Annotated in this window: 21 protein-coding genes; 10 read left to right on the top strand and 11 right to left on the bottom strand. The window is 45.3% G+C overall.

Annotated features, from left to right (window positions below; translation table 11 throughout):
- From AACP44_RS05390 to AACP44_RS05360, 7 genes are all read right to left on the bottom strand, one after another.
- Positions 1-230, bottom strand: a 230-nt coding sequence (locus AACP44_RS05390) for a hypothetical protein (protein ID WP_339339455.1), incomplete at its 3' end; no start/stop codon positions are given.
- Between the two features lie 985 nt (positions 231-1,215).
- Positions 1,216-2,271 carry a methyltransferase gene (locus AACP44_RS05385; protein WP_339339454.1) on the bottom strand — a complete coding sequence of 352 codons (1,056 nt, stop codon included), beginning with the start codon at positions 2,269-2,271 and terminating at the stop codon, positions 1,216-1,218.
- The gene (rsuA, locus tag AACP44_RS05380; protein WP_339339453.1) at positions 2,268-2,957 is read right to left on the bottom strand and encodes a 16S rRNA pseudouridine(516) synthase RsuA; all 690 of its coding nucleotides are present in this window, start codon (positions 2,955-2,957) and stop codon (positions 2,268-2,270) included. The genes AACP44_RS05385 and rsuA overlap by 4 nt, the downstream gene beginning before the upstream one ends.
- A gap of 140 nt (positions 2,958-3,097) precedes the next feature.
- Positions 3,098-4,684, bottom strand: coding sequence for a peptide chain release factor 3 (locus tag AACP44_RS05375; RefSeq protein ID WP_339339456.1), 1,587 nt, complete (start codon positions 4,682-4,684; stop codon positions 3,098-3,100).
- A gap of 104 nt (positions 4,685-4,788) precedes the next feature.
- Entirely contained in the window at positions 4,789-5,394 is a 606-nt protein-coding gene (locus AACP44_RS05370) for a mobile mystery protein B (protein ID WP_339339452.1), read from the bottom strand.
- Positions 5,391-5,873 carry a mobile mystery protein A gene (locus AACP44_RS05365; protein WP_339339451.1) on the bottom strand — a complete coding sequence of 161 codons (483 nt, stop codon included), beginning with the start codon at positions 5,871-5,873 and terminating at the stop codon, positions 5,391-5,393. The genes AACP44_RS05370 and AACP44_RS05365 overlap by 4 nt, the downstream gene beginning before the upstream one ends.
- A gap of 406 nt (positions 5,874-6,279) precedes the next feature.
- A complete protein-coding gene (locus AACP44_RS05360) occupies positions 6,280-6,384 on the bottom strand; it encodes an antirestriction protein ArdA (RefSeq protein ID WP_339339450.1) in 105 nt (34 codons plus the stop codon).
- A gap of 8 nt (positions 6,385-6,392) precedes the next feature.
- On the opposite strand from AACP44_RS05360, the gene AACP44_RS05355 reads away from it, so the two are divergent.
- The 3 genes from AACP44_RS05355 to AACP44_RS05345 all read left to right on the top strand — a co-directional run bounded on the left by AACP44_RS05355 (position 6,393) and on the right by AACP44_RS05345 (position 8,613).
- A complete protein-coding gene (locus tag AACP44_RS05355) occupies positions 6,393-6,662 on the top strand; it encodes a ribonuclease H-like domain-containing protein (protein ID WP_339339449.1) in 270 nt (89 codons plus the stop codon).
- Between the two features lie 140 nt (positions 6,663-6,802).
- Positions 6,803-8,083 carry an ATP-binding protein gene (locus AACP44_RS05350; protein WP_339339448.1) on the top strand — a complete coding sequence of 427 codons (1,281 nt, stop codon included), beginning with the start codon at positions 6,803-6,805 and terminating at the stop codon, positions 8,081-8,083.
- 2 nt (positions 8,084-8,085) lie between these two features.
- Entirely contained in the window at positions 8,086-8,613 is a 528-nt protein-coding gene (locus tag AACP44_RS05345; protein WP_339339447.1) for a response regulator transcription factor, read from the top strand.
- Positions 8,614-8,843: 230 nt separating this feature from the next.
- Here AACP44_RS05345 and ggt read toward each other — a convergent pair whose 3' ends face one another.
- The gene (gene ggt / locus AACP44_RS05340) at positions 8,844-10,583 is read right to left on the bottom strand and encodes a gamma-glutamyltransferase (RefSeq protein WP_339339446.1); all 1,740 of its coding nucleotides are present in this window, start codon (positions 10,581-10,583) and stop codon (positions 8,844-8,846) included.
- Between the two features lie 402 nt (positions 10,584-10,985).
- On the opposite strand from ggt, the gene AACP44_RS05335 reads away from it, so the two are divergent.
- From AACP44_RS05335 to AACP44_RS05325, 3 genes are all read left to right on the top strand, one after another.
- On the top strand, positions 10,986-11,891 hold the full coding sequence (locus tag AACP44_RS05335; protein ID WP_339339445.1) for a DUF481 domain-containing protein: 906 nt from the start codon (positions 10,986-10,988) through the stop codon (positions 11,889-11,891).
- A 254-nt stretch (positions 11,892-12,145) separates the two neighbouring features.
- The gene (locus AACP44_RS05330; RefSeq protein ID WP_339339444.1) at positions 12,146-12,607 is read left to right on the top strand and encodes a peptidylprolyl isomerase; all 462 of its coding nucleotides are present in this window, start codon (positions 12,146-12,148) and stop codon (positions 12,605-12,607) included.
- 144 nt (positions 12,608-12,751) lie between these two features.
- The gene (locus tag AACP44_RS05325; protein WP_339339443.1) at positions 12,752-13,963 is read left to right on the top strand and encodes a CaiB/BaiF CoA-transferase family protein; all 1,212 of its coding nucleotides are present in this window, start codon (positions 12,752-12,754) and stop codon (positions 13,961-13,963) included.
- A gap of 17 nt (positions 13,964-13,980) precedes the next feature.
- Here AACP44_RS05325 and AACP44_RS05320 read toward each other — a convergent pair whose 3' ends face one another.
- Together AACP44_RS05320 and AACP44_RS05315 are read right to left on the bottom strand one after the other, a co-directional pair.
- The gene (locus AACP44_RS05320) at positions 13,981-15,201 is read right to left on the bottom strand and encodes an argininosuccinate synthase (protein WP_339339442.1); all 1,221 of its coding nucleotides are present in this window, start codon (positions 15,199-15,201) and stop codon (positions 13,981-13,983) included.
- Positions 15,202-15,352: 151 nt separating this feature from the next.
- Positions 15,353-16,225: an OmpA family protein gene (locus AACP44_RS05315; protein WP_339339441.1), complete on the bottom strand. Its 873-nt coding sequence runs from the start codon at positions 16,223-16,225 to the stop codon at positions 15,353-15,355.
- Between the two features lie 155 nt (positions 16,226-16,380).
- Here AACP44_RS05315 and pyrC point away from each other — a divergent pair, with 155 nt between their 5' ends.
- Positions 16,381-17,427 carry a dihydroorotase gene (gene pyrC / locus AACP44_RS05310; protein WP_339339440.1) on the top strand — a complete coding sequence of 349 codons (1,047 nt, stop codon included), beginning with the start codon at positions 16,381-16,383 and terminating at the stop codon, positions 17,425-17,427.
- Positions 17,428-17,439: 12 nt separating this feature from the next.
- Positions 17,440-18,081, top strand: a complete 642-nt coding sequence (gene rnt / locus AACP44_RS05305; protein ID WP_339339439.1) for a ribonuclease T — start codon at positions 17,440-17,442, stop codon at positions 18,079-18,081.
- A gap of 67 nt (positions 18,082-18,148) precedes the next feature.
- Here the strand turns inward: rnt and AACP44_RS05300 are convergent, their stop codons facing one another.
- Positions 18,149-18,751, bottom strand: a complete 603-nt coding sequence (locus tag AACP44_RS05300) for a peroxiredoxin (protein WP_339339438.1) — start codon at positions 18,749-18,751, stop codon at positions 18,149-18,151.
- A gap of 334 nt (positions 18,752-19,085) precedes the next feature.
- Here AACP44_RS05300 and AACP44_RS05295 point away from each other — a divergent pair, with 334 nt between their 5' ends.
- Complete coding sequence (locus AACP44_RS05295) at positions 19,086-19,289, top strand: bacterioferritin-associated ferredoxin (RefSeq protein ID WP_339339437.1); 204 nt, start codon at positions 19,086-19,088, stop codon at positions 19,287-19,289.
- 225 nt (positions 19,290-19,514) lie between these two features.
- The coding region (bfr, locus tag AACP44_RS05290) for a bacterioferritin (RefSeq protein WP_339339436.1) at positions 19,515-19,980 on the top strand (466 nt) is incomplete at its 3' end.

Genomic DNA, 19,980 nt, shown 5'->3' with positions numbered 1-19,980 from the left:
GTGAACTTTTCCCAACTACGCAGCTTTTTGCGATTGCCGATTAATTGACCACCCTTCTTCTCGGCTGCAACATATTTATCATGCGCGGTATAAAGCGATATTTGCATATCATGCTCTATAACACAGCTTTCTGATGCTATTGCATGATGGCAAATTAATAATGCAAAAATTAAAAATAATATATTTGCTAATAGCTTGGCATTTAATCCTAGCCTGATGATAACCGACATAGTTTTCTCTTCCTTTAGTAAACAATATCTGAGCTACGCTAATTCTAAGATTCAGTAAAAGTAAAATTAGTTGTCCCCTGACATGGCCTTTTCATCATATAAAGGACCATGACATAGCGGTCATATCGAACTTATAATCATTTGAGGTTACATCTTTATTACAAAGATCCGTTTTTAGTGTTTTTTTACAATCATTTTCAACAAGGCAGTTAAACTATGGTACCTTTCGGAATCTAGAGCTAGGTTATTGTTGGCAATAAATCTCAAATCATATCTATTTATTCGATTTCTCTCATGCCATCTATGGATGATTTTGTCAGGTCAATATATACATCACTTCGCAATATAAATTGCCGCTAAGGGATAGCCTCAGCTCTGCTATGCAAACTCCACAACAGGCCAAAGCAAAACCCTAAATTGGCGGTTGCATAGAATTTGGGGTAGTAGCGAAGTTTGGGGTTTCGTGTTTGAGGAGGCTTGTTGTACGACTAGGATGCTTTAGACAAAATCGCTTATTGTAGCTTGAAGCATAGACTCTTATGCCATCCTTATTATCTTGGTGATTTCCCATAGCACAATCCCTTGATACCCTAGTACCTCTGATACCCTAGTAGAGGTTAACTTAAACCTTCAACTTAATCTTTCCTTAAACCAATATTGTAAAACAAGATTTTCAGTAATCACCACTATTGAATTGGCTATTACTTTTACTATTTAGATTCGATTTTATAATGTAATTTTAATCCCTTTGAAACCGATGTCATTCTCGATGACGCTATGACCGAGGCATTCTGCATGGATTTAATGAAATTTTTAGCCTTAGATTTTTTTCAACCATGCATTACAACATCCCTATATTTATCTCTCGGGTTTAAAAATACATTACATTTAAAATAAGTCAAGTTTTTATCCTTTCCGCTATGTGTTTTCGATTATGTTTTTTGATTTGAAGTATAAAATATTGATCTGCACTAGAATATATTGCTTAAAAGCCCCCAAAGCTCACTGCAACCACCTTAAAACTTCTGTTACTAGCCACCACCTCAACTTTGGCAAACAATGGCGCCGCTTTTTTCTCCAACGGGATAAAACCATTGACAACAAATAATGCCAAACCGTCTTTATTGAGTAAGTTTTTGGCAGCTTGCAAAAAACGCGAAGTCAGATCACTATCCACCCCGAAACCTTGATGAAAAGGCGGATTACAAATGATTAAGTCTGCTTTAGTAGCAATACTTTCAGCACAATTATCAAGCAAAACCTCGCCCCGAATAGCATGCTTGGAAAAATTTTTTTTGCAGGCATTAACCGCTGCTATATTGTTATCCGTAGCAAGGTATTCAACCGGAAAGATTTTATTAGCCATCACTGACAGATAACCATAACCACAGCCCAAATCAACGATGCGCTGAGGCTGTATTGACAACATATCTTTATTATTTCCTAAATAATCGATTAAAAAAGCACTACCCTGATCAACCTTATTCCAACCGAAAATACCCGGCTTGGTTATTAACAAAGTTTCAGCAGCAGTCACGGCTGTCAATTGTGTATAGTTTTTATCATCTAAATCATTGGTATCAGCCGAGGCTTTGGACATAACTGCGAGCAGGCTATTTTTAGCACCCCGCTGTTTATCCGCATCACTGCCAAGCAAAGTCGCAGCCTTTTCGCAATAGGTTTTAATGCCTTCGTTTTTAAAGCCCGCCAGATAAAGTTTGCCGTCATTACTTAAATACCGGTAAGCGGCATTGATAATATGATGAACAACTGCCTTCTCTTTCGAAACTCGATAATACACCGCATCGAAACTGTCTGATTCATATTCGGAAAAATCATAATCGGAAAGCTTGGCTTTAAAACCGTTTCTCTGCAAAGCTAAGTAGACGTCATATCGATTAGTCACCGCCTGCAAGTTGTCCACAGCACAAACACTGGCAATCTCCTGCTCGCCGATATTTTCATCTAGCAACCATAGTGCCGTTCTGTCGCCATTTTGCTGCAGTGCTGACTGCAATAATTGCCAAGCGATATCCGTCATATACTGCCGATCTCTTGTTCCGTCAACGCACGATACTCGCCAGGCATTAAATTTTTATCTAACACGATGTCACCAATCTGTTCGCGATGCAGTGTCTCTACTTTATTACCTACTGCAGCGAACATACGTTTTACTTGATGGTATTTGCCTTCGCTGATGGTTAACCTCGCCGTTTGTACATCGATTAATTCTATAGTGGCAGGCTTGGTCGCACGCTTTTCATTATCTAACAAAATACCCTGCTGTATTTTTTCTATAGCGGCATCGGTAATGGGATCAACAGTTTGTAGCCAATAAGTTTTATTGCAATTATGTTTTGGTGAAGTAACACGATGTGACCACTGACCATCGTCCGTTAGCAATAATAGGCCGGTGGTATCAATATCTAAACGCCCAGCAATATGCAAACGATCTAGGTTGTCTTCATCAAACCATTCTAATACCGTGAGATGCTGTTTATCTTTAGTCGCTGACACATAGCCCAAAGGTTTGTTCAGCATAAAATAACGTGCAGCGGCCGAACGCAATGGCTCGCCATCAATAGCAACCTGAGCGCACTCGCCAACTTGCGTACTGGGCTCTGTAACATGACACCCATCAACCGTCACTCTATTAGATTTCAGAATTCGCTTGGACTCTGTTCTGGAAAGATTGGTAACGGTAGTTAAATATTTATCGAGGCGCATATATCGTCACTTTAGCAAGGCTCAACCCCAAGATCTTTAGTTTGATCGCTATTTTTTTTACCCAACTGACATTAAAGAACGTTAATTGCACTTTGTTCTTAATTATTTTCGTATCGACAAACCAAACTGCAGATTGGATATTAATGCTCTCTAGTGGCCCTGAATTGTATATCAGGCCAACGCTCTTCCATCAATTGCAGGTTTACCCGTGTCGGTGCCAAATAAGTCAGATGACCACCGCCATCTAGTGCTAAATTTTCGGCTGCTTTCTTTTTAAAATCACTCAACATTTTTTCATCATCGCATTCAATCCAGCGGGCGGTGTAAACACTAACCGACTCATAAATCGCTTCGACTTTGTACTCGTCTTTTAAACGATAGGCGACCACCTCATATTGCAACTGACCGACAGCACCGACAATCAAATTAGTATTACTGATTGGCATAAATACCTGAGTGGAACCCTCTTCCGATAATTGTTGCAAACCTTTTTGTAATGCCTTGGCTTTAAGTGGATCTTTTAAACGAATTAAACGAAACATTTCCGGTGCAAAATGTGGAATACCGACGTACTTTAAGGTCTCGCCTTCGGTGAAAGTATCACCAATTTGAATCGTGCCATGGTTATGCAAACCGATAATATCGCCAGAATGAGCTTCTTCTACTGCTTCACGCTCACCCGCTTTGAACGTCACCGCATCGGCAATTTTAACGTCTTTTGCAATACGCACATGCTTCATCTTCATGCCTTTGTTATAGGTGCCGGAGCAAATACGCATAAAGGCAATTCGATCGCGATGTTTGGGATCCATATTCGCTTGTATTTTAAACACAAAACCACTGAATTTTTCTTCTTCGGGCGCTACTTCTCTGGAGGCCGTTTGCCTTGCCAGGGGCGATGGTGCCCATTCAACAAAACCGTTCAGCATTTCCCGCACCCCAAAATTCGATAGCGCGGTACCAAAAAAAACCGGGGTTAAGGTGCCGGCCAAATAAGCTTCCAGATCAAACTCATGGCTGGCGCCACGCACCAACTCAATCTCTTCGATAAAGTCTTCGTAATAAACCCCGAGCAAGGCTTTAGCCTCATCACTCTCAAGCCCTTTGATTTGAATATCGTCAGCAATCACATGACTTTGACCCTGTTTGAAGACATGAATAATATCGGTATAGAGGTTGTAAACACCTTTAAACTCTTTACCCATACCAATCGGCCAATTGATCGGCGCGCCCTGAATCGATAGCACTTGTTCAATTTCATCTAACAGGTCAATTGGGTCGCGAATATCGCGATCCATTTTATTAACAAAGCTGAGAATTGGTGTATCCCGCAGGCGGCAGACATCCATTAATTTAATCGTGCGAGCCTCAACCCCTTTTGCGCCATCCACCACCATCAAGGCTGAATCCACTGCGGTCAAAGTGCGGTAGGTATCTTCAGAAAAGTCTTCATGCCCTGGAGTATCGAGTAAATTGACGATGCGTTCTTTATACGGAAATTGCATCACTGATGAGGTCACCGAAATGCCCCGCTCCTGCTCCATACCCATCCAATCGGAAGTGGCATGGCGATCTGATTTTTTGCCCTTAACGGTACCGGCCACCTGAATCAATTGACCCAATAACAGCAATTTCTCAGTAATGGTGGTTTTACCCGCATCGGGATGCGAGATGATAGCAAACGTGCGTCGCTTATTGATTTCATTGACAAAATTGCTATCCATCATACCCATAAAGCCTTTATTTACACCTAAATTTACACCCATTTAAAAAACCACTTTTTATGCGTTAAAAAGTGAGCCTTGGTATCTATTAATCAGATACCAATTTTTCAAGCCCCGACGAATTCTAATAGAGCACTAATATCGTGCCCGTCGGCTGCTCTAAGCGCTGCAATATACTGATTGCGTCGCTCATTCATGGCTTCCAGCCTGTAACCACCAGCCCAATCAATGGCTGGCTCGCTCAATAGCTTAGTTAGTACAGCATCCGCCATGATCCGTGCATGTCTTCCGTTACCATTTGGAAACGGGTGGATAAATACCAGCTCGTGATGGAACCTAGCCGCCAGCTCTTTTGGCGAGTAAGTATCATGCTCAACCCAATATTTGGCATCATCCAATAGTTGCCGCAGTTGAATGGCAACCTGTATCGGATCAACTCCGATATTCTTTTCTGTACGGCGGAATGTGCCTGCCCATTTCCAGACACTGCCAAATAAACGCTTATGCAGTTCTAAAACAAAAGCCTCTGACAACACATCAGGATTCTTTTGTTTGTTCAGCCATTTCAGGCCTTCGGTAATGCAAGCTTGCTCAAGCTGGTCTAGCTCCCCTCTGGTAGTAACATGCTTGAACTTCAGGCCATCCAGCTCATCAGGATCAAGCGGTGTCGCTCCATCGGGGTCATCAACAAGGTTTGAGTAATCATCCGTCATTCATCATTCCAAAAATCTGATGGCATGTTATCCATTATCTGCCTGGCAATGCGTTCAATTTCAAATTCTAGCTGCTCTTTAGTCAACGACTGCGCCTCTAGTGCCATGTGAGTGGATGCAGTCTTCACCTGAGCACGTGCCTTCTCAATGGCACGCTCTTTAATCACATCTTCAACGTTTTGTTTTGGTACTACCGCATATACAAACTTGCAATCCATCGCCTCAGCCATGGTTTGCATGGTTTTCATAGTGACACTGCCATGTGGCTCATCCTGCTCGGCCTTAGATACTCTGGCTTTGGTAACTCCAAGCTTTTTTGCCAGTTGCGTACCAGTCATACCAAACGCTGTTCTTACAGTACGGAGCCATCCTTCTTTCGGAAGCCCATGGTTAGGGAGCATAGACAAGCTACCAAACTGACTTACAGCTTGATTAACTTTATCTCGATATTGCTTGGCAACTATCTTATCTATGCTCATTTTAGGCCTTTCTGTGTACCTGAATGCTCAGTCCATATACATATTTGTATACCAAGAACGCAATGTAGTCAATATATTCATTGATTTTAAATAACTTAAAGTAAATATATTTATTTACCATAATTAAAATATAGTAAACACTATTGTATACATTTTTCACCTAACCATCTTCTGTTTTTACGGCGCTAATCGCCGTAAAAATTAGAAAAGCTGAACCAGCATGGTTTAAAATAAAGAGGATATGGATACTGAAAATACCCATATTCAGCATTATATAAACTTTTGAGGCTCAGTTTGGCTCAGCAGGAGACAATACCAGCGAAGCATGAGCAGGTTAAGGCCATAGGCCACTGAGCCTCAAAAGCGCGGCAGATAAAGCCCTTGCCTTGGCAAGGGCTTTATCTATTTAGTGGCTCCAAAATACGTGTACTTCTTGGTATCCAGTCTCAACGGTGAAAATATCCCCGCTTAGCTCCATGTCGCGCCCCATACGTTCATAGTCGATATACATTATTCGATATGCAAAAACCTGTACTGGAAAGTCTGGTATTGCCATTACAGGGCTACGGACTGAAAGATATCTGCATGCATAAGGACTTGGTGAACTTCCAATGGGAAGATGACGACTCAGGTTCTCAATGGTCTGTAGTGCAATTTAACCGCTTCTTTGGTGAGCCAGACCCCGCCACTAAAGAGAGTTTAAAAGCCGATATTCTTGGCTATAACCGTGATGATGTTATCGCTACACGAAGGCTGGAAGAGTGGCTTAGAACCAATTTTATTGCCTAGCGTTCAAAATGCCTTCACTCCAAATCTCGCCGTCTCGTTCTTTGACGAGTTGGTTGATCCTGAAAATGGAAACACGACTGCCATGAATGAATTAAGGTATAATTTCCCGCAGACAAAAATACCGATTCAAGCCAATTCAGATGCCCACTAAAGTCCTACAACTCACGGCCTCCATAGCCAACCTTAGACGTCTGGCCATTATTCGCCTGATTCTCATTTTCGCGTTAATAGCCGGATTAATTTATATTGACCCAGGCCACTCTCCCGCCCGATTTGATACCGCACACCTGAGTATTCTGGCTTTTATGGCGCTGGTGAATATGCTCACCTATTGGCGCTTACAGCAACCCTGGCCAGTGACAGATGTAGAATATTTTTTTCAGCTACTGGTGGATATCGGCAGCTTTACTTGGTTGTTGTATTTTAGTGGCGGCGCCAGCAACCCGTTTGTCTCTTATTATTTGGTACCGTTAACCATTTCTGCGGCAGTATTGCCTTGGCGCTTTACTTGGGTTGTTGCCGGGCTATCACTGAGCGCTTACACATTGCTACTGTTTTTCTACCAGCCGCTGCCATTTTTACAACCCGCCATGGATCATAGCCAGCACAATAATGCTTTAAATGCGCATATTGTCGGCATGTGGATTAGCTTTGCCTTAAGCACCGGCTTGATTACTTATTTTGTGGTTAAGATGGCCAATGCGTTACGACAGCAGGAAATTTCGCAGGCAGCCAATCGCGAAAATGAATTGCGCGATGAGCAAATTCTTGCGGTCGCTACTCTGGCGGCCGGCACCGCCCATGAACTAGGTACGCCGCTGGCCACAATGACGGTGCTGGTTGAGGAGTTACAACAGGAGTATCAACAACAACATTTAACCGAAGACTTATCACTGTTAAATACCCAGCTAAGCAGCTGTAAAAAAATTCTTCAGAATTTGGTCACTACCGCTGAAGCGCATAACCACGGCCAAAGACAATGCTTGATTTTTGTTGAGTATATGCAGCGGTTATTAGATCACTGGCAGGTGTTGCGACCAGATGCCAATTATCACTTTTCGGCCAGCGAAGTTTGTCAGACACTAACACTGGAAGTGGATAACACACTGGATCAGGCTATTACCAATTTATTAAACAATGCGGCCGATGCCAAACCGGATAATGTCGAAGTGACCATTGATGGCAATGAAAACGAATTGATCGTGATGATTCAGGACTATGGCGAAGGTATTGCACCGGAGATAGCAGAACAATTAGGCAAGCCATTTATCAGCACCAAAGGCAAAGGGCTAGGGCTGGGTTTATTTCTAAGTCATGCTACTATTAGTCGCTACCATGGCAGTATTACGCTACGCAGTCATAAGGATGGCGGCACACTCGCAACTGTTATCTTACCCGTCAATCCACCACCGAGCTTATAGTCATGGAATGTTTTTTACTGGTCGATGATGATGTAGCTTTTACCAAAGTATTGGCTCGAGCTTTACAGCGTCGGGGACTGGAATGTGTATGTGCGCAAAGTACCGATCAAGCTTTGCAACTAGCCAAACAACAAACCTTTAGTAAAGCTATTATCGATTTAAAAATGCAAGGGCCTTCGGGGTTAACGCTGATCCCTGCACTAAAACAACAGCAACCCGACATTGATATTGTGATGTTAACCGGTTACTCCAGTGTTGCCACGGCAGTGGAGGCAGTTAAGCTAGGGGCGATTAATTATTTATGTAAGCCGGCTAATACCAATGAGATTCTTGCCGCCTTTGAACATATTGAAGGCGATATAGCGATCGATATTCCCGAGCAACGACCATCGGTTGATCGGTTGGAATGGGAACATATTCAAAAGGTCTTGGCGGAGCAGGACGGCAATATTTCTGCAACAGCGCGAGCCTTGGGAATGCATCGTCGGACGCTACAAAGGAAGCTAAATAAACGGCCAGTAAAAGAATAGTTTTATAGATTTTTTAGGACAGACTGGCCACAACCTTGTGACGCCGATTATTTTTTGCCTTTGTTAGGCGGTCTGTCGGTCAACAATCGCCACTACCGCCGTCACTAACTCGCCAATTATCATCAACTTTCCAACAGTCTGATTTATCTCGCAGGTTATTTCTCTCCCAAATTGCCTACACTCGCTATATCAGTAATAAAATTTAGCTGTTGCATGTATTTTTATGGTGCTTAGTGCATCATTTTATTTGTTTCAATAATTCTTGGTTCGGCGGCTGCTTCAAAGGTTTTTCCATCGGTGGATTTAATCGCCTGAGTGACGCCACTAAATGTTCGAAACTGCAAACTATGACCTCTCTGCTGCAGTGATTGTTGTACCGACTGCGGCAGGCTTGTTTCTGTCATGGTAGCCCGTGGTCGCCATTGATTATGCACCCGCGGTGTTGTTAACGCCTGCTCTACGGTCATTCCCAAGTCCAATAGATTAACAATACCCTGTAATACCTGAGTAATAATGGTTGGCCCGCCAGCCGCACCAATACTAATAATAGGCTGACCGTCCTTGACCACCAGTGTTGGGCTCATACTCGACAACGGGCGTTTACCCGGCTGTATGCTATTAGCATAGTTACCTACCAGACCGTAACTATTCGGCACCCCCGGTTGAATCGAAAAATCATCCATTTGATTATTCATAAATACGCCGGTGCCGGGAATAACGACTTTAGACCCGAAGGGTGTATTTAGGGTGGTGGTAATAGCCACCCAATTACCCCATTTATCGGCAGCGGAAATATGGGTGGTATGTTTGCCAAAAAAATCTATATCGGCATTCGGAGGAGCGCCATGGTCAGCGGCTATATTGGCTATTTTAAAGTCGATTTTTTTAGCCAGTTTATCGGCATAACTTTGCGCAATTAAACCTTTGGGGACATTAACATAATCGGGGTCACCCAAAAATTTTGCCCGATCAGCAAAAGCGACTCGCATACTTTCAGCCAAAAGATGGTAGCGATCTGCTTGATTGAGCGAGGCGATATCAAAGTTTTTTAATATATTCAGTATCTGTGCAACATGAACACCGCCGGAACTTGGTGGTGGAAAACCATAAATCGTATAGCCACGGTAATCACTTTTTACCGGTTCACGAATCAACATAGCGTAACCAGCCATATCTTTTGCAGTTAAAATACCGCCATTGTTTTTCATCCACTGATCTAACGTTTTGGCAAAATCACCGCGATAAAAATAATCAATGCCCTGTTCAGCCAACTGGCGATAGGTATTGGCCAAGTCTTTTTGTCGCAGGCGATGACCAACGGGCCAGGGCTTACTTTTTTGATCCAGCAAGATGGCAGCAGTGGCAGGAAATAAACGAATCGATGGTAAGGTGGCTTTTATCCGCTCATGGGATACCACACTGAGAGGAAAGCCCTGCTGGGCAATGTCGGCGGCAGGTAGCAGTAGTTGTTTCAGGCTGAGTTTACCGCCCTGCTTAAGCATATAGTCATACACCGCTAGAGCACCGGGCACACCAATGGCCAAGGCACCGGTTTTGCTCAGCGAAGCATCGGCTTTGCCGCCTCGAAGATACATATCGCGATGGGCGGCTCGCGGCGCCATTTCGCGACCATCAATGGCTTGCACGGTGCCGTCGGCATAGTGAATAACAGCAAAGTTGCCGTTGCCGATACCCGAGTTATGATTATCGACTACACCCAGTGTCAATGCCGCCGCTACGGCGGCATCAATCGCAGTGCCGCCCTGCTCTAGCGCATTTAAACCGGCTTTGGTAGCCAGAGGATGGATAGTAGCAACCGCACCCATACCGTTGGCACTGGTTCTGGCATAGTTACTGGCGCGGGAATAATCGGTGTCCGACTCTGCTGCAGCGGCAGTCAAGCTTAGGCTGGTAGCGACGGTAATAATGATTATCAGTTTAGTGATTGCGGCTATGAATTGCCCCTTCATAATTTACCTTCTTAATGAAGTCATCTTTCTGCGATCTGAGCAAGCACAATACTCCCCTGCCAATACTTTTACAATGTCGTCATGGCTGGCTTTAACGGCTCAAGTAAGTCCCTAACTGACCGTTTCGTTTGCCGATAATACGGGCATTTACTCTAGGCATAATTTTTTTTGATCCAAAAAGTTATCAGTGAAGTAAATAACTTTGTAGCGGCTAGGCAATTACCCCCTTTCTTGCCAATTAGCCCAGCTATGGTGTTACTGTTAACACACCGGCCATCTTTGGTCTCGAACATCAACAGACGCTCTTTTGCACCCGCAAGGGTGCTTTTTTTGCCCGCTTAATCTTCGCCTCAGCTATAATCTCAGCCATCTTTCTTTGAACTGACGGTAGAATCTTTTTCTATGAATTTACAATCCGCTAAATTGGTTAATTATCGCTTAGCCGCGACGTTGGTAAGCATGCTTGTTGCTGACAATGTTTGTTTTGCCGAACAAAACACCAGCCAAAAGGCTGAACAACTCACCGCAGAGATTCAGGCACTGACAGAACAACTCGAAACACTGACGTCTAAGCAGGGCGACGCCGATACAAGCCATAGCAAAGTAATCAGTGAACAGGCCAATATCGCGCAAACCACAACTGACGCTGACACTGAAGCCAAGCTATGGCGTGGCAGTATCGAATTTGGCTTTGTAGACAGCAACGGCAATAACGAAGAAACCACTGTCAAAGGCAGAGCCGAGATCTATCGGGAAACAGAACAATGGCAGTCTATGTTGCTATTCAATACTTCGGCGTCTCAAACCGATGGCATCAATACCGCTGAAAAGTATTTTTTAGCGAATCGTTTGTCGTATAAATATTGCGAACAAAACTCCCTCTATGGTTACCACTCCTATGAAGATGATCGCTTTAGCGGCTTTGATTATATAACGACACTATCCATGGGTTATGGTCGAACACTACTAGCTAGCGACACCATGCAGTGGAATACCGAGATCGGCCCCGGTTACCGTTATAGCAACATCGCTGACCAAACCGAGGGTGAAGACAGCGAAGAAGCAATATTAAGAATAGCTACGGACTACCAATGGAAATTTTCAGCCAACTCTACGTTTTCGCAAGACTTTGATATTGAAACCGGCAACGACAATACTATCAGCAGCTCCAGAACAGCGCTGGAGGTAAAAGTGATCGGTGAAGTAGCTATTGTTTGGTCTTATAGTATTAAATATAAAGAACAAGTACCGGCAGGCACTAGACACGCCGATACAGAAACAGCTGTGACTGTTAGCTACTCTTTCTAATACTGGCAAAACGCTCCCTACCGATTAATCACCGGCAAGTGTAACTTCATCGCAGTACCCAACGCCGTTTAACCGCCTTTTATTTCAGCTTGACTACCCTGCTTGGCTAGCATGTCACTAAAAAGTGTGACTTAATACCTGCCGCACTTGAAATAATGATTAATTCACCCACATTAAATATTGAAAAAAAATAATAACGCTTGCCATTAGCCTGCATAAGCACTGATCGCGAGCCACCTAATAAGGAAAAGAATATGTTGATCGGCCAAAATTCTATTGTAAGCATCCAATACACCCTTACCAATGATAGCGGTGAAATTATAGATCAGTCCCAAGAGGGCCAACCGTTAGTGTATTTACACGGTGCAGCAGGCATTATTCCCGGCCTTGAAAATGAACTCACAGGCAAGACTGAAGGCGCCAGTTTTAAAGCGACTATCAAGCCTGAAGACGCCTATGGCGAGCATATTCCGGAAATGGTTCAGGAAGTACCCCGCAGCTCTTTTCCAGCTGACCAAGATATTCAGCCGGGCATGCAGTTTAATGCCGAATCACCCAATGGCCCTATGACGGTTGCGGTTACTGCTGTATCTGACGACACGATTACCGTCGATGGCAATCACCCGCTAGCGGGATTGACCTTGCACTTTGAAGGTACAATTGAAGGCGTTCGTGAAGCAACTGCTGAAGAACTGGAGCAAGGTCAAGCTCACTAAGGTATTCGGGGATAACTAAAAAACGGCAATGGTATTTGACGCATTGCCGTTTTTTTATGCCTGTATGTCGCTCTCCAATCGTACCCCCGCCAGTCAGCGTGATACTATTTTGATCCATGCTTGATGATCGACAGGTGATGACTTATGTCCAACCGTAAACGCCCACTAGAAGGCATTCGTGTTATTGAATTAGGTCAATTACTGGCAGGGCCTTTTACCGGCTCGATGCTGGCCTATTTTGGCGCTGAAGTGATTAAGGTTGAACCGCCTAACGGCGGCGACCCTATACGAGGTTGGCGTGAGGTGCAAAACGGCACATCTTTGTGGTGGCATAGTCTTGGCCGCAATAAAAAATGCGTCACCATTGATTTAAACGTTGAACAAGGCCGCCAACTAGTGCGCCAGTTAATTGATACAGCGGATGTGCTGGTAGAAAATTTTCGCCCTGGGGTGATGGAAAAATGGGGGCTGGGACCGGAGGCCATCAAGCAGACCAACCCCGGGATTATCTACACCCGTATTTCCGGTTACGGACAAGACGGCCCCAATTCAGTGAAGCCCGGTTATGCGTCGGTCTGTGAAGGCTATAGTGGCTTTCGTTATGTCAACGGTTTTGAAAACCAGCCACCTGTGCGCCCCAATTTAAGTATTGGCGATACCATTGCCGCGATTCATGCTGCACTGGGTGTCGCCCTTGCTATTATCGAGCGCAGTAATAATGACGCTGGTGAAGGTCAGGTGATTGATGTCGCGCTTTATGAATCCATGTTTAATCTAATGGAAGCGGTTATTCCTGAATATGACGGCGCCGGTATTATTCGCGAGCCTTCCGGCACTACGGTTACCGGCATTGTTCCCACCAACACCTACCGTTGTCGCAATAATAAGTATGTGGTGATTGGTGGTAATGGCGATGGCATTTTTAAACGCCTGATGATTGCCGCCGGCCACCCTGAAATGGCAGACAATCCAGCAATGGCCAATAACACTGGCCGGGTTATGCATAAAGTTGAAATTGATAATGCTTTAGCCAAGTGGTGTCTGGATAACGACGCTAACACTATCATTGATATTTTAGAGACCGAGCGCGTCCCTGTTGGCCCAATTTATAATGTTGAAGATATGATCAATGACGAGCACTATCAGGCCCGCGGTATGTTTGAGCAGGTTGAGATTGATGGTCAGCCGTTAAAAATTCCGGCGATGCTGCCTAAGCTTAAATCAACGCCTGGTCAGACCACTTGGTCTGGCCCTGCGCTAGGTAGTCATAACGATGAAGTGTTTGGCGATATTCTGGGCTTAACGCCGGAAGCGCTTGAACAGCTTAAAACCGAAGCTGTTATCAGCCACCGTTAATTCACTGCCCACTAGGCTTACAGCAGAGAACGCCCTTTGTTGGCTGCAATGCGCATCCGCAGTGCATTGAGCTTAATAAAGCCCTCGGCATCTTGTTGATCATAGGCGCCGGCATCGTCTTCAAAAGTGGCGATGCTCTCATCAAATAATGACTGATCAGAACGACGACCCACCACGGTAACATTGCCTTTATACAGTTTCACTCTGACATCACCGTTAACAAACTGCTGCGATTCATCAATCGCCGTTTGCAACATCTGCCGCTCCGGCGCCCACCAGTAACCGTTATAAACTAACTCGGCATATTTCGGCATTAGGCTATCTTTTAAATGCGCCACTTCCCGATCTAATGTGATCGATTCTATGGCACGGTGAGCAGGCAACATAATAGTACCGCCCGGTGTTTCATAACAACCGCGCGATTTCATCCCCACATAGCGGTTTTCAACAATATCCAAACGGCCAATACCATTAGCGCCGCCAACTTTATTTAAATAGGCCAGCACGGTAGCCGGTGACATAGCTTCACCATTGATGGCTACAATATCGCCGCCACGGTAGGTCAATTCAAGGTAAGTGGGCGTATCCGGTGCTTGCTCAGGAGAGACACTCCAACGCCACATAGTATCTTCAGCTTCCGCCCACGGGTCTTCCAGTATGCCGCCTTCATAGGAGATATGGAGCAAATTGGCATCCATCGAATAAGGTGATTTCTTTTTGCTACCAGCAAAATCAACCGGAATATCACGCTCGGCACAATAGGCCATCAATGTTTCACGTGAAGTCAGATCCCATTCCCGCCATGGCGCAATCACTTGAATGCCGGGCTTTAAGGCATAGGCACCTAATTCGAAACGCACCTGATCATTACCTTTACCGGTAGCGCCGTGGGAAATGGCATCGGCTCCGGTTTCATTGGCAATTTCAATAAGACGCTTGGCAATTAACGGCCGGGCAATTGACGTTCCCAGCAGATACTCACCTTCATAAATTGTATTGGCGCGAAACATGGGGAACACATAATCGCGAACAAACTCTTCTTTAAGGTCATCAATATAGATTTCCTTAACACCCAAAGCCTCGGCTTTGGCGCGGGCTGGCTCAACTTCTTCACCCTGACCAATATCAGCGGTAAAAGTCACCACTTCGCAGTGGTAGGTATCTTGCAACCAACGGACAATAACGGAAGTATCCAGACCACCGGAATAGGCCAAAACGACTTTGTTGATATCAGACATGAAAATCTCCGCACAGGCTGTCGATGAGTGTTCTACAGTGTTTTGAGGGCGGCTATTCTACTGGGGTTTAACCAAGAAGGCGAGAGTTGACGGTGAGAGTTGACGGCGAGGCCCGCTTAATGTTGCCGAAGCCCCGCTCGTAAAAGCGAGATCAAGGTTTATCCCGCTCCAGACGGAGGGTCACCCGGCGGTTGGCAAAGCGGCCTTGCTCCGTGCTGTTTTTAGCCACGGGGTAACGCTCACCGTGGTAGCGGGTAGTAATAATAGCCTCATCAATCCCCTTGGCGATCAAATATTGGGTGATTGCCTCGGCACGGTGCTTGGATAAGTTCAGATTGTACAAACGACGCCCCACCTCATCGGCATGGCCATCAACAATAAAACTGGTCACCGAGGGATCAGCCTTAACATATTGCACAACATGATCTAACTGGGTTTTGGTGGTCTTGGTTAATTCATGCTTGGCGGTGGGAAAATAAATCCGCGAACGACTAATCTGGTCAAAATTGACCGGCAGCAGGGTCGCCAAGCAATCGCGGTATTGGCCATAAGCCTTGCGAAAATTAATTGATGACAGGGATAATTCCATCTGTTCATCTTCAGCCTTGCGGGCAGGATGAGAAAATACCGGTGTCATACCTTCATACAATTCATCCAACAATTGATAGGCCTGCTTTTTGCCCAGCTTTACCGAGGGATTTTGAGCAGTCACGGTGATCACCCCCAGCTCCACACTGGGGCGCGCTGTATCCCATACGGGTGCTGTTGATACCAAGCTGATTTCTCCGGTCTTTATCGCCTTGCGTGTCGGTGCCAGAAAGAATGTTTGCTCTTCACCAGCCCGATTCGAAAACACCGCATCGCCATAATATGGCACCGGTTGCCACATCTTGCATTCAAAGGGAGATAACTCTAGTCGCCACTGCGCCGAATTTATTGACGCACCAAAGCGCAAGGCCTGTGCAGACAGTACCCAACTGCCAGCAAACAACACCAAAACAAGCTGTAACAACAAACGGTTCATAACGACCTCTTATCTCATCTTACAAACTCTACAGATTGATTATCGGCAAACCCGCCAATTTCTTTAGACCCAAGAACGAATCTGTTAGCATGCATCTTCAATAAAACTAATCTACTTGAGCCTCAGGATAGATCAGCAAACAATAGCAGCGATCGATGATATCAACCCCGACAGAAATTAGCCTCACCCGCCCTGACGACTGGCACGTTCACCTGCGCGATGGCCCGGCACTCACCCACACAGTTGCGGCTATGGCGCGTTATTTTGGCCGCACGATTGTGATGCCTAACCTAGCGCCGCCGGTCAGTCATGCCTCACAAGCGATGGCTTATCGCGAACGCATTATGGCAGCCCAGCAAGACTGCCCGCGCCAAGTGGAGCCACTGATGGTGATCTATTTGACTGATAGAACCAGCGCTGAAGATATTCGCCAAGCCAAAGCTGCCGGTGTGGTCGCTTGCAAACTCTACCCCGCCGGTGCCACAACCAACTCTGATTCTGGCGTGACTGATATTAATAATATCTATCCAGCACTCGAGGCGATGCAACAAGAAGGCCTGCGCTTTTTATTACACGGCGAGGTAACCGACCACGATATTGATATTTTCGATCGTGAAAAAGTATTTATTGATCGCACCCTGCGACAGCTAGCCAAAGACTTTCCCGAGTTACCGATGGTGCTGGAACATATCACCACCCGCGATGCAACCGAGTTTGTGGCCGAGGCCGGACCGAATATTGCCGCCACCATTACCGCCCACCACTTGCTATTTAATCGCAACGATATGCTGGCCGGCGGTATTCGCCCTCACTATTACTGTCTGCCTATCTTAAAACGTAATACTCACCAGCAAGCGTTAATCGATGCGGCCACCAGTGGTAATAACAAATTTTTCCTTGGCACAGATTCGGCACCCCATACCCCCGCCCACAAAGAAACCAGCTGCGGTTGCGCCGGCTGTTATACCGCCTATGGGGCTATTGAGCTTTATGCAGAGGCTTTTGAACAGGCCGGGGCGCTTGATAAGCTGGAAGCATTTGCCAGTCATAATGGGGCCGATTTTTACGGCCTGGCAAGAAATAGCGATACCATTACTCTAAAAAAATCCGCTTGGCAGGTCCCCGACCGCTTACCATTAGGCGATTCCCATGTCATACCGCTTTGTGCTGGTGAAACATTGCAGTGGCAAGTTGTCGCTTAACTAAGGAAAAACATGATCAACGAAGATTTTGACCAACAGCCAGTGCATCCACTGTCCCAGCGCTTCCGCGGCTTTTTACCGGTAGTGGTTGATGTCGAAACCGGTGGCTTTGATTGTCAGACAGATGCCTTATTGGAAATAGCTGCCAGTACCATTACCATGGATGATCAAGGCCATCTTAAGCTGGATAAAACCTTTGAATTTCATGTAATGCCTTTTGCTGGCGCCAACCTCGACCCTGCTGCCTTGGAATTTACCGGCATTGACCCACACCACCCGTTTCGCGAAGCAGATCCCGAAGAAACGGTTTTCCCCGAGCTGCTACAAGCGATTAGAAAACAAGTGAAAGCGCACGATTGCACTCGCGCCATATTAGTTGGTCATAATGCGCATTTTGATCATGGCTTTGTGATGGCAGCTATCGAGCGCTGCCAAATTAAACGCAATCCTTTTCATCCTTTTTCAGTGTTTGATACGGCTACGTTATCGGGGCTAGCCTTTGGTCAAACCGTGCTGGCCAAGGCCTGCGAAACGGCGGGCATTGAGTTTAGTAATGCCGAAGCACACTCCGCGGTTTACGACACTAAAAAGACAGCTGAGCTGTTTTGTTCGATTGTAAATCGTTGGCAGGATTTGGGTGGTTTGCCCGGCTAGGGCAACTTCTGGAGCAATAAAAAAAGGCCTGCAATAACAGGCCTTTTTTATTCCAAACGACTACCAACTATAAGTCGTCAGCATTCTCGGAAAGATACGCAGCAACACCATCCGGAGAAGCTGTCATACCTTTATCACCTTTGTTCCAGCCAGCAGGACAAACTTCACCATGCTCTTCGTGGAACTGCAGCGCTTCGATAACACGAATAAATTCATCAAAGTTACGACCCAGTGGCAAATCATTCACTGTCTGTGAACGCACAACACCTTGCTGATCGATAATAAAAGCACCACGGAAAGCAACGCCATCGGCAGATTCAACATCATAAGCACGACAGATATCATGGTTAATATCAGCGGCTAGTGTGTAAGCTACCTGACCAATACCGCCGTTGTTAACATCCGTATTACGCCATGCATTGTGAGTAAAGTGAGAGTCGATAGATACACCGATCACCTCTACACCCAGCTCTTTGAATTTATCCATACGGTGATCAACCGCCAGTAATTCAGACGGACAAACAAAGGTAAAATCCAACGGGTAGAAAAACACCAGACCGATTTTGCCCTTAATAGTCTCTGCCAAATTAAAATTATCTACGATCTCACCATTACCCAAGACTGCGTTACAGGTAAAATCCGGTGCGGGTTTGCCAACGAGTACACTCATTGTTTTCTAGCCTCCAAAAGTTGTGGAATATAAAGTCAGTTTACAGCTATCGTCATTCTAACCACCCGATATTGCAGCGATATTTCAATCGCCTCCGTCGAGCTCCAGTTCGAATATGGCAGCCATAGTACACAGCAGCCCGATACAATCCCACTGATTTTTTTAAATCATCATCATAGGTAGAAACTATTGATTGTTATCAATACTGCCTGTTTATTTATCAGGCAGCCGCCACTAAAAACAGTCTAAAAACCACCTAAATGCTATTGACAATGATTCTCATTTGGATTAACATCCCCTCAAACTTGAATCACAACCAAAAACCCAAACCACCATGTATATCTGCTTGTGCAAAGCCGTGACTGACAGCCAAATCCGCGAAGCGGTTGCCAAAGGCGCCACTCAGTTTGGTCAGGTCCGCAAGGAACTGAACCTTGCATCGCAGTGTGGCAAATGCGGCATTCTGGCGCGTGAAGTTTTCGATGAAAGCATTGAGCGCAATATCGATAACGAACAGCTATTCTACGCTGTAAGCTAAATCCCCTACTCTCTATTTACCGCTACCCTTACCACCACCTATACCTCTATTGACCGCCACCGGCCCAAACGCTGGCTACCGGTATCATCGCAATGAAATTGCGACTGAGAATAACTTTTATTCCCATTTTTATCTATTAAAAATCAATAACTTAGCATTGACAGTGGCCTTCAGCTGGCACACACTTGGGCAATCTCACCGATAATTCCCACCCGGAGACAAGCAATGAAAGGCGACGCCAAAGTTATTGAACACCTAAACACTGTATTAGCCAACGAACTGGTTGCGATTAACCAATACTTTCTGCATGCAAAAATGTATAAAGATTGGGGGCTTAAAGATCTGGGTGATCACGAATATCACGAATCCATTGATGAGATGAAACATGCCGACAGTTTGATTGAACGTATTCTGTTTCTTGAAGGCCTACCCAATCTGCAAGATCTGGGCAAACTGTTAATCGGTGAAAACACCCAGGAAATGCTGGAGTGCGATCTTAAGCTGGAAATGATCGCGCATAAGGATTTAAAAGCGGCTGTCGCCTATTGTGAGTCGATTGGCGATTATGTCAGTCGGGATTTATTTCAGCATATTATGGAATCAGAAGAAGAGCATATTGACTGGCTTGAAACGCAGCTTAATCTGATTGAGCGGGTTGGATTACAGAATTACCAGCAGAGTCAGATGAGTC

Source organism: uncultured Oceanicoccus sp., from assembly GCF_963968385.1.
In the GTDB taxonomy this organism is placed as follows: Bacteria; Pseudomonadota; Gammaproteobacteria; order Pseudomonadales; family Dasaniaceae; genus Oceanicoccus.
Note: the sequence above shows the minus strand (reverse complement) of the source record. Positions and strands in the feature narration are given on the sequence as shown.

Coding starts and splice junctions, on each gene's coding strand:
- rnt (WP_339339439.1), top strand. CDS start 17,440: ATGATCAACGAAGATTTTGACCAACAGCCAGTGCATCCACTGTCCCAG.
- AACP44_RS05370 (WP_339339452.1), bottom strand. CDS start 5,394: ATGACGGATGATTACTCAAACCTTGTTGATGACCCCGATGGAGCGACA.
- AACP44_RS05320 (WP_339339442.1), bottom strand. CDS start 15,201: ATGTCTGATATCAACAAAGTCGTTTTGGCCTATTCCGGTGGTCTGGAT.
- AACP44_RS05315 (WP_339339441.1), bottom strand. CDS start 16,225: ATGAACCGTTTGTTGTTACAGCTTGTTTTGGTGTTGTTTGCTGGCAGT.
- AACP44_RS05385 (WP_339339454.1), bottom strand. CDS start 2,271: ATGACGGATATCGCTTGGCAATTATTGCAGTCAGCACTGCAGCAAAAT.
- AACP44_RS05325 (WP_339339443.1), top strand. CDS start 12,752: ATGTCCAACCGTAAACGCCCACTAGAAGGCATTCGTGTTATTGAATTA.
- rsuA (WP_339339453.1), bottom strand. CDS start 2,957: ATGCGCCTCGATAAATATTTAACTACCGTTACCAATCTTTCCAGAACA.
- AACP44_RS05300 (WP_339339438.1), bottom strand. CDS start 18,751: ATGAGTGTACTCGTTGGCAAACCCGCACCGGATTTTACCTGTAACGCA.
- ggt (WP_339339446.1), bottom strand. CDS start 10,583: ATGAAGGGGCAATTCATAGCCGCAATCACTAAACTGATAATCATTATT.
- AACP44_RS05350 (WP_339339448.1), top strand. CDS start 6,803: ATGCCCACTAAAGTCCTACAACTCACGGCCTCCATAGCCAACCTTAGA.
- AACP44_RS05360 (WP_339339450.1), bottom strand. CDS start 6,384: ATGTATATCGACTATGAACGTATGGGGCGCGACATGGAGCTAAGCGGG.
- AACP44_RS05335 (WP_339339445.1), top strand. CDS start 10,986: ATGAATTTACAATCCGCTAAATTGGTTAATTATCGCTTAGCCGCGACG.
- AACP44_RS05375 (WP_339339456.1), bottom strand. CDS start 4,684: ATGATGGATAGCAATTTTGTCAATGAAATCAATAAGCGACGCACGTTT.
- pyrC (WP_339339440.1), top strand. CDS start 16,381: ATGATATCAACCCCGACAGAAATTAGCCTCACCCGCCCTGACGACTGG.
- AACP44_RS05355 (WP_339339449.1), top strand. CDS start 6,393: ATGCAAAAACCTGTACTGGAAAGTCTGGTATTGCCATTACAGGGCTAC.
- AACP44_RS05345 (WP_339339447.1), top strand. CDS start 8,086: ATGGAATGTTTTTTACTGGTCGATGATGATGTAGCTTTTACCAAAGTA.
- AACP44_RS05330 (WP_339339444.1), top strand. CDS start 12,146: ATGTTGATCGGCCAAAATTCTATTGTAAGCATCCAATACACCCTTACC.
- AACP44_RS05295 (WP_339339437.1), top strand. CDS start 19,086: ATGTATATCTGCTTGTGCAAAGCCGTGACTGACAGCCAAATCCGCGAA.
- AACP44_RS05365 (WP_339339451.1), bottom strand. CDS start 5,873: ATGAGCATAGATAAGATAGTTGCCAAGCAATATCGAGATAAAGTTAAT.